Here is an 8,472-nt window from a genome sequence, read left to right as displayed (position 1 = left end):
ATCGGGCGTTCAATCCGGTGTTGATGCGGTTCAACAGCCCGGACAGTTCGAGTCCGTTTGGGGAGGGTGGATTGAATTCATACGCCTATTGCATTGGGGATCCGATAAATCGGATTGATCCAACGGGGCATACTTGGAAACCGTTAAAAGTTGTCTTGAGAAGAGCTGGGCTCATGAGGCCATCAGATTCGGTCACTCAACCCGTCGCCTCTCGAAATCCACCGGCAACAACCGGAACCATTCCATCACAGACCTTCAATAATAAATCCGCGGCAGGGACAACTAGAGACATTATAGCGGGCAATGCCCCTGCCCCATATTCCGGCTATTCTGAGAGGAACATGACGGCTTCTGAACCCGTTCGCCCTGAAGATCCCAATCGTTGGCGTCTGATGCTTTCACTGTTTAGAGCAGATATTAGAAGCCTCTTACAAACTGGAGCAAGACATAGAGCACCTGTTGCAATCATCATAAATCATGCCGAGCGGGTCAACTTTCGGCCTCGAGATCCTGATGCCCCTCCCAGTTACGATGAGTTGTTTCTGCCATCTTACTCAGAGGCGATGAATCGCATTAGGGATGGTCTGAAATAGCCGGTTATGAGTGGTGCCTGGCCGACAGGGGCAGCCAAACCTAACACTTCTGCTAGCTAGACAGCCGACCTTCTGCCTGAACATGATGTTGCTGTCTGTATTGACCACAGAGCACAGCCCATGCCCACCCCAGATAAAACCTTGCTCTGCCGTTACCACTACGACCCACTGGATCGCTTGGCCGCATGCACGCCATCGACCCAGGCCCGCACCCAGCGCTTCTACCTGAAGGAGCGCCTGATCAGCGAAGTCCAAGGCTCGGAGAGACGCTCGATATTCCAGCAGGGCGACCAACTCCTGGCGCAGCAACAGCGCCAGGACGACGCCGTCAAAACCACCTTGCTCGCCACCGATCTGCAACGCTCGGTGCTGCACGCGCTCGATGCCATGCAGCCTCGTCCCCTCGCCTATACGCCCTACGGCCATCGCCCTGCGGAAAACGGCTTACTCAGCCTGCTCGGCTTCAACGGCGAACGGCCGGACCCGGTGACGGGGCATTATTTGTTGGGCAATGGGTATCGGGCGTTCAATCCGGTGTTGATGCGGTTTAACAGCCCGGACAATTTGAGTCCGTTTGGGGAGGGTGGGTTGAATGCATATGGGTACTGCGAGGGAGATCCGATAAATAAAAGCGATTCAACTGGGCGCTTTTCCTTTTTCTCAAAATTAAAGCTGAGATTCTGGAAGCCACTTTCAAAACACAACAATCGCAAAACACCTGCCACGCCATATAATTTAGTAGGGATTTATAAAAAAAAGGAAACACACCAACTCTCCACAACGACCAAACCATACCGAACCGATAGAACACAACCATTAGAGTCTGCCCTCGCCAAACCCAGCTCAAATTCACAGCCTCCCACCCCCGCACAAAGGAAAACATCACTAGATTTGTTTATCGAAACAGCCAAAAAAGAACTAACAAAAAGCGATCAGCGAAGAATCAAATCATTAATCGAGTCTCTTCCTTCAGAAAACCACAGCCAGCAACAGATAACGCACATCATGATTCGCGCCATAGATAAAAGATCTATAACCATAGAACAAAAATACAACTATCAAGGGATTACGCCTAGCGCCGCAACCAAAGAAATTCGCAATCCACAATCCACCAAAGCTAACACTTCTACTAGCTAGACCACTGCCCTTAAAAATGATGTTCCTATTCGTATTTCTCAGAGTAAAGCCCGATGCCCTCCACAGATAAAACCTTGCTCTGCCGTTACCACTACGACCCACTGGATCGCTTGGTCGCCTGCACACCCTCGGCCCAGGCCCACACCCAGCGCTTCTACCTGAAGGAGCGCCTGACCAGCGAGATCCAGGGCTCGGTACAGCGCTCGATATTCCAACAGGGCGATCAACTCCTGGCCCAACAACAGCGCCAGGACGACGCCGTCGAAACCACCTTGCTCGCCACCGATCAGCAACGCTCGGTGCTGCACGCGCTAGATACCACGCAGCCTCATCCCCTAGCCTATACGCCTTACGGCCACCGTGCCCCGGAAAACGGCTTACTCAGCCTGCTCGGCTTCAACGGCGAACGGCCGGATCCGGTGACGGGGCATTATTTGTTGGGGAATGGGTATCGGGCGTTCAATCCGGTATTGATGCGGTTTAACAGCCCGGACAGTTTGAGTCCGTTTGGGGAGGGAGGGTTGAATGCTTACGCCTATTGCGTGGGGGATCCGGTGAATAAGACAGATCCCACCGGGCATTTCCCTAACCTATGGAAAGGTATATTAAACCGCCTGAACCTTCGAACACCCAGGCCCCGCGCAGCCGCCACATCTCCAGCGGCCATTGGCGGCGCAGCAAACACTGTTATGCCCAACAGGCGCCCAGCTGCACCCCCTCCTTATGCTGACGCAGAAGATGGCTGGAACCAGATACATGGGAATCCAATCGAGGCATCTTCTGCTTATAACGACTCGCCACCTCACTACGCTGATCACAGATCGGATCCCATAGTCCTTTATCGCGAGCCGCCACCTCAACACCCTCTTGTTGCGTCAATTACCGCACCGATTGAAGTTGTCGCTCCTGCGCATGCTCCCCCTCCAGCTCCCACACCGCGTAGACGGCCGTTTGGATCACACCATTTAGATTCTTCGGGCAGGGTTATCTCCCCTACCAGCAGTAGCCGTCAAGCGAGCCAAGATAGAGGCCCATCCAACCCCCTTGTGCGAGTCATCCAAGAAAGAGCAGCCCAACTACGCCGAGGAAGGTCGAGGAATTAGAAATTGCCGATAACCATGAAAAAGTTCTACTCGAATCGGTCGTAACTCTCCTCGGCGCACTTGAGTAGGGTCCGCCAAACCAAATCGCTTCGGTCCCGAAACGCCGCCGCTGGGATGCACTGAACAAAAAAGGGCGACATCACTGTCGCCCTTTCCCCGTCTTGCCCTTTACCGCTTACGCCGCACTAAACAACTTATGCGGATCAATCACAAACTTCTTCGGCACACCTGCATCGAACTCGCCATAACCCTTCGGCGCATCATCCAGGCTGATCACCTGCACACCCACGATTTCAGCAATGTTGATACGGTCCCACATGATCGCCTGCATCAACTGGCGGTTGTACTTCATCACTGGCGTCTGGCCGGTGTGGAAGCTGTGGGATTTGGCCCAGCCCAGGCCGAAGCGGATGCTCAGGCTGCCCATTTTCGCCGCTGCATCGACAGCGCCCGGGTCTTCGGTGACGTAGAGGCCGGGGATGCCGATTTTGCCGGCCACGCGGACCACGCCCATCAATGAGTTGAGCACGGTGGCCGGGGCTTCGTGCTTGACGCCGTCATGGCCGTGGCCGCGGGCTTCGAAGCCGACGCAGTCGACGGCGCAATCTACCTCTGGCTCGCCCAACAGTGCGGCGATTTGCTCGTGCAGCGGGGTGTCGGTGGACAGGTCGACAATTTCGAAGCCTTGAGCCTTGGCGTGGGCCAGGCGGATGGAGTTGACGTCGCCAATGATCACCACAGCCGCGCCCAGCAGACGGGCGGAAGCGGCGGCCGCCAGGCCAACCGGGCCGGCACCGGCGATGTAGACGGTGCTGCCAGGGCCAACACCAGCCGTCACGGCGCCGTGGTAACCGGTGGGCAGGATGTCGGACAGGCAGGTCAGGTCGCGGATTTTCTCCATGGCCTTGTCGCGGTCCGGCAGTTTCAGCAGGTTGAAGTCGGCGTACGGCACCAGTACGTATTCGGCCTGGCCGCCGGTCCAGTCGCCCATGTCCACGTAACCGTAGGCACCGCCGGCACGGGCCGGGTTGACGGTCAGGCAGACGCCAGTGTGTTGTTCTTTGCAGGAACGGCAGCGCCCGCAAGCCACGTTGAACGGCACCGACACCAGATCACCGATTTTCAGGTTCTCGACGTCGCTGCCCTTTTCGATCACTTCACCGGTGATTTCGTGACCCAGGACCAGACCGGTCTGGGCGGTGGTACGGCCGCGCACCATGTGTTGGTCGGAGCCGCAGATGTTGGTGGAGACCACGCGCAGGATGACACCGTGCTCAATCTTCCTGCCGCGCGGGTCCTGCATTTTTGGATAGTCGATTTTCTGTACTTCGACCTTGCCGTTGCCGAGATACACGACACCACGATTACCAGACATGCTTTCACCTCGCTGTTGTTTTTGTGGAACTGCGTTGCCCAGGCAGGCAGCGCGTTGATTGCTCGGGTTACAGATGCTGTTTTTGCGTTGTTAGTAATGGCCTCTTCGCGAGCAAGCCCGCTCCCACATTCGACTGCATTCCAAAGGTGGAACGCGGTCGAATGTGGGAGCGGGCTTGCTCGCGAAGGCGTCCATCACAGCACCACAGTACGATTGGCGTTCAAGAACACCCTTCGCTCGATGTGATACCCCACGGCCCGGGCCAGGGTGAGCCCTTCGATGTCCCGGCCCTTGGCGATCAGGTCTTCGGGATAGTGGCTGTGGTCCACCACTTCCACGCCCTGGGCGATGATCGGACCTTCATCCAGGTCGTTGTTGATGTAGTGCGCCGTGGCGCCCACCAGTTTCACGCCTTTGTTGTAGGCCTGGTGATACGGCTTGGCGCCCTTGAAGCCCGGCAGCAGCGAGTGATGGATGTTGATCGCCTTGCCGTCGAGCTTGCGGCACAACTCCGGCGACAGCACTTGCATGTAGCGGGCAAGGATCACCAGCTCAGCACCGGTGTCTTCGATCACCTGCCACACCTGCCGCTCCTGGGAGGGCTTGTCGTTCGGGTCCAGGGGGAAATGGTAGTAGGGAATCTGGTGCCAGTCGGCCAGCGGCTTGAGGTCGGGGTGGTTGGACACCACGGCCACCACGTCCATGGACAACTGGCCGATGCGCTGGCGGTAGAGCAAGTCGTTGAGGCAGTGATCGGCCTTGGAGACCATGATCACCACTTTGGGCCGGTAGTTGGGCGGCGTCAGTTCGAACACCATGCCGAAGGCTTGCGCGCGTTCGGCCAGGCCGGAACGGAAATTCTGCTCGTCAAAACCGTCGGGTTGACGAAACTCCACGCGAATGAAGAAGCGCCCCGAGAGTCGGTCGTCGAAGGAGTGGTGCTCGGTGACGTAGCAGCCCTGCTCGAACAGAAAGCGGGTCACCGCGTCCACCGTGCCGAGCACGCTGGGGCAGTCGGCAGTCAAGATCCATGTGTCTGGGGCGCGGCTCATTGCGGTGACTCCTGTTTGTTATGGATACCCCCGCCGGACACAGAACCTGTGGCGGAGGATTTATCTGTGGGAGCAAAGCTTGCTCGCGATAAAAACAACGCGGTCTATCTGGAACTCAAGCGCCTGCATCGCGAGCAAGCTTTGCTCCCACAGTCTTTCTTCCACTGTCTTGCTTCCACAGTCTGGCTGCATCAAGGACTGCGGTGTTTCAGGCCTGCACGCTCAACCCATACTCAGCCGCGGCATCCTGCAACCACAGCCACCAGTAATCCGAGAAGCTGCGGCGGATCACCAGTTCCCAGGTGTCTTCGCCCGTGTGGCGGATCACCAGTTGCGACTTGGCGAACACCGTGCCCACGGCCTTGCCCACCGGGAAGTTGCTTGGGTGAACATCGTAGCTGGTGGACTTCATCAGCACGTCGCGCACGTTCGGGCCGGACAGTTCGAGGATCTGCTGGCCGCCGCTGACGTTGACGATCTGGATGTGCAGGTCGCCCAGGGCTTCGCGCAGTTTCTGCTCGGCGGCGAACTCTTCGCCGGTGGGCACCACCAGCAGCCATTCGTCCGGGCCGAGCCATTGCAGGCTGGTTTCACCCTTGACGATGACGGTCAGCGCACCTGGCAATTCCAGGCCCAGGGCCTTGTGCACGCCGGCGGCGAACGCCGGGTCGTGACCGTCGCCACGAAGGGTCAGGTGGCCCAGGAGTTTTTTCTCGCGCACGGTCACGCCGGCGTTCTTGCGGCCCTTGCCTACCAGGCTGGCGAGGTCGGCATGGTGCAGCGACGACTCGGCCTTGGCCCCGGTGGTTGGGCGTTGTGGGTACACGTTGACTGCGGTCATATGGAGCACCTGTCTGAATGCTTGTTCGACCTGCCGGTGGGTGGCGCTGTGGGAGCAAGGCTTGCCCGCGATGAACGATAACTCGGTCTGATGGCTACCGTGTCGCCTGCATCGCGAGCAAGCTTTGCTCCCACACGCCCCCACCACAGGGCTTAAATGTTAGATATTCTGCCGATCCCCCTTCGGATCGAAGAACACCGAAGAAACAATCTCTGCCTCGATCACGCTGCCGTCGGCCAATGGCGCGAACACGCGCTCGCCCATCCGCTTGAGGCCGCCCTTGACCACACCCATGGCAAATGAATAACCCAGGGAGTTGTGGGCATAGCTGGAGGTCACGTGACCAACCATGGTCATCGGGATCGCCTGCTTGGTGTTGAACACCAGTTGCGCGCCCTCCGGCAGCCAGACATTCGGGTCGATCGGCTTGAGGCCCACCAGTTGCTTGCGCTCTTCACGCACGCAATCTTCGCGATTCATGCCGCGCCAGCCGATCCACGAGAACGGTTTGGTCCGGCCTACGCACCAGCCCATGTTCAGGTCGTCCGGGGTCATCGAGCTGTCAGTGTCCTGACCGACGATGATGAAGCCCTTCTCGGCCCGCAGTACGTGCATGGTCTCGGTGCCATACGGGGTCAGGTTGTACTTTTTGCCGGCCTCGACGATCTGCTCGAGCACGCCCATGGCGTAGTCGGCCTGCACGTTGATTTCGTACGACAGCTCACCGGTGAACGAGATGCGGAACACCCGCGCCGGTACGCCGCCCACCAGGCCTTCCTTCCAGGTCATGAACGGGAAAGCGTCCTTGTCCAGGTCGATGTCGGTGACGTCGCTCAGCAGCTTGCGGCTGTTGGGTCCCGACAGGGTCATGGTTGCCCAGTGGTCGGTGACCGAGGTGAAGTACACCTTCAGGTCCGGCCATTCGGTCTGGTGATAGATTTCCAGCCATTGCAGCACGCGCGCCGCGCCGCCGGTGGTGGTGGTCATCAGGAAGTGGTTGTCCGCCAGACAGGCCGTTACGCCGTCGTCGAAGACCATGCCGTCTTCCTTGCACATCAGGCCGTAGCGGGCCTTGCCCACGTCGAGCTTGGTCCAGGCGTTGGTGTAGACGCGGTTGAGGAACTCGCGAGCATCCGGACCCTGGATGTCGATCTTGCCCAGGGTCGAGGCGTCCAGCAGGCCAACGCTGTCACGCACGGCCTTGCATTCGCGCTTGACCGCGGCATGCATGTCTTCGCCGTTCTTCGGGAAGTACCAAGGACGCTTCCACTGGCCGACGTCTTCGAACTCGGCGCCGCTTTTCACATGCCAGGCATGCAGCGCGGTGAAGCGCACTGGCTCGAAGATGTGCCCGCAATGCCGGCCCGCCACCGCGCCGAAGGTCACCGGCGTGTAGTTCGGACGGAACATGGTGGTGCCCATCTGCGGGATGCTCACGTTCAGCGAGCGGGCCGCGATGGCCAGGCCGTTGACGTTGCCCAGCTTGCCCTGGTCGGTACCGAAGCCCAGTGCGGTGTAGCGCTTGACGTGTTCCACCGACTCGAAGCCTTCGCGGGTGGCGAGCTCGATGGCGGCGGCGGTGACGTCGTTCTGCAGGTCGACGAATTGCTTCGGCGCCCGTGCGGTGGATTTTTCGTGGGGCACCTGGAACAGCGCCAGGGTTGGCTCTTCATGACGGCTCAGGGCTTTGGGCAATACGCCCTCCACTGCCTTGAAGCCGGCTTCGTTGGCCGCGCGCACGCCGCCTTCAAAACCGTCAGCCAAGGTATCACCGAGGCTGTAGACACCGTTCACACCACCGACGCAGACACGCTTTTGCGGTGCTTCGCCCGGTACGAAACCGAGGATGTCTTCACGCCAGATCGGCTTGCCACCCAGGTGCGAAGCCAGGTGAACCACCGGGCTGTAGCCGCCGGAGCTGGCCACCAGGTCGCAGTCCAGCCATTCGCCGGGGCTGGTGACTTTGTGAGCACGGACGTCGATCGCGGCAACACGTGCCCCGGTGACGCGCTTGCTGCCACGGGCCTCGATCACGGCGCTGCCGGTGAGGATGCGAATGCCCTTGGCGCGGGCTTCTTCCACCAGCGCACCACGCGGGTTGCTGCGCGCATCGGCGACAGCCACCACTTGCAGGCCGGCGTCGAACCAGTCCAGGGCCACGCGATAGGCGTGGTCGTTGTTGGTGCTCAGCACCAATTTCTTGCCCGGTGCCACGCCGTAGCGACGCACGTAGGTGGACACCGCACCCGCCAGCATGTTGCCCGGCACGTCGTTGTTGCCATAGACCAGCGGGCGCTCGCAGGCGCCGGTCGCCAGGACCACGCGCTTGGCGCGGACGCGGTTGATGCGCTGGCGGACCTGGCCGATCGGT

The 8,472-nt window shown here is 59.5% G+C and carries 5 protein-coding genes and 2 pseudogenes; 3 read left to right on the top strand and 4 right to left on the bottom strand.

Features of this window, described 5'->3' with window-relative positions; translation table 11 throughout:
* From CFII68_RS26995 to CFII68_RS26985, 3 genes and pseudogenes are all read left to right on the top strand, one after another.
* Positions 1-132: pseudogene (locus CFII68_RS26995) on the top strand (RHS repeat-associated core domain-containing protein); the annotation flags it as partial.
* Positions 133-713: 581 nt separating this feature from the next.
* The gene (locus tag CFII68_RS27970) at positions 714-1,730 is read left to right on the top strand and encodes an RHS repeat-associated core domain-containing protein (protein WP_018610509.1); all 1,017 of its coding nucleotides are present in this window, start codon (positions 714-716) and stop codon (positions 1,728-1,730) included.
* 53 nt (positions 1,731-1,783) lie between these two features.
* Positions 1,784-2,368 (top strand): annotated as a pseudogene (locus tag CFII68_RS26985) (RHS repeat-associated core domain-containing protein); the annotation flags it as partial.
* Positions 2,369-3,008: 640 nt separating this feature from the next.
* On the opposite strand, the gene fdhA reads toward CFII68_RS26985, so the two are convergent.
* From fdhA to CFII68_RS08370, 4 genes are all read right to left on the bottom strand, one after another.
* Positions 3,009-4,208, bottom strand: a complete 1,200-nt coding sequence (gene fdhA, locus CFII68_RS08355) for a formaldehyde dehydrogenase, glutathione-independent (protein WP_003177608.1) — start codon at positions 4,206-4,208, stop codon at positions 3,009-3,011.
* A 194-nt stretch (positions 4,209-4,402) separates the two neighbouring features.
* Positions 4,403-5,260, bottom strand: coding sequence for a formyltetrahydrofolate deformylase (gene purU, locus CFII68_RS08360; RefSeq protein ID WP_018610503.1), 858 nt, complete (start codon positions 5,258-5,260; stop codon positions 4,403-4,405).
* Between the two features lie 208 nt (positions 5,261-5,468).
* Entirely contained in the window at positions 5,469-6,101 is a 633-nt protein-coding gene (locus CFII68_RS08365; RefSeq protein ID WP_018610499.1) for a sarcosine oxidase subunit gamma, read from the bottom strand.
* Between the two features lie 159 nt (positions 6,102-6,260).
* Positions 6,261-8,472, bottom strand: a 2,212-nt coding sequence (locus CFII68_RS08370; RefSeq protein WP_018610497.1) for a glycine cleavage T C-terminal barrel domain-containing protein, incomplete at its 5' end; no start/stop codon positions are given.

This window comes from Pseudomonas sp. CFII68, from assembly GCF_000416195.1.
Lineage (GTDB): Bacteria > Pseudomonadota > Gammaproteobacteria > Pseudomonadales > Pseudomonadaceae > Aquipseudomonas > Aquipseudomonas kilonensis.
This window is presented reverse-complemented; position numbering and strand designations above follow the sequence as displayed.

Bases quoted from the DNA above. Each gene is read 5' to 3' on its own strand.
- CFII68_RS27970 (WP_018610509.1), top strand. From the start codon at position 714: ATGCCCACCCCAGATAAAACCTTGCTCTGCCGTTACCACTACGACCCA.
- fdhA (WP_003177608.1), bottom strand. From the start codon at position 4,208: ATGTCTGGTAATCGTGGTGTCGTGTATCTCGGCAACGGCAAGGTCGAA.
- purU (WP_018610503.1), bottom strand. From the start codon at position 5,260: ATGAGCCGCGCCCCAGACACATGGATCTTGACTGCCGACTGCCCCAGC.
- CFII68_RS08365 (WP_018610499.1), bottom strand. From the start codon at position 6,101: ATGACCGCAGTCAACGTGTACCCACAACGCCCAACCACCGGGGCCAAG.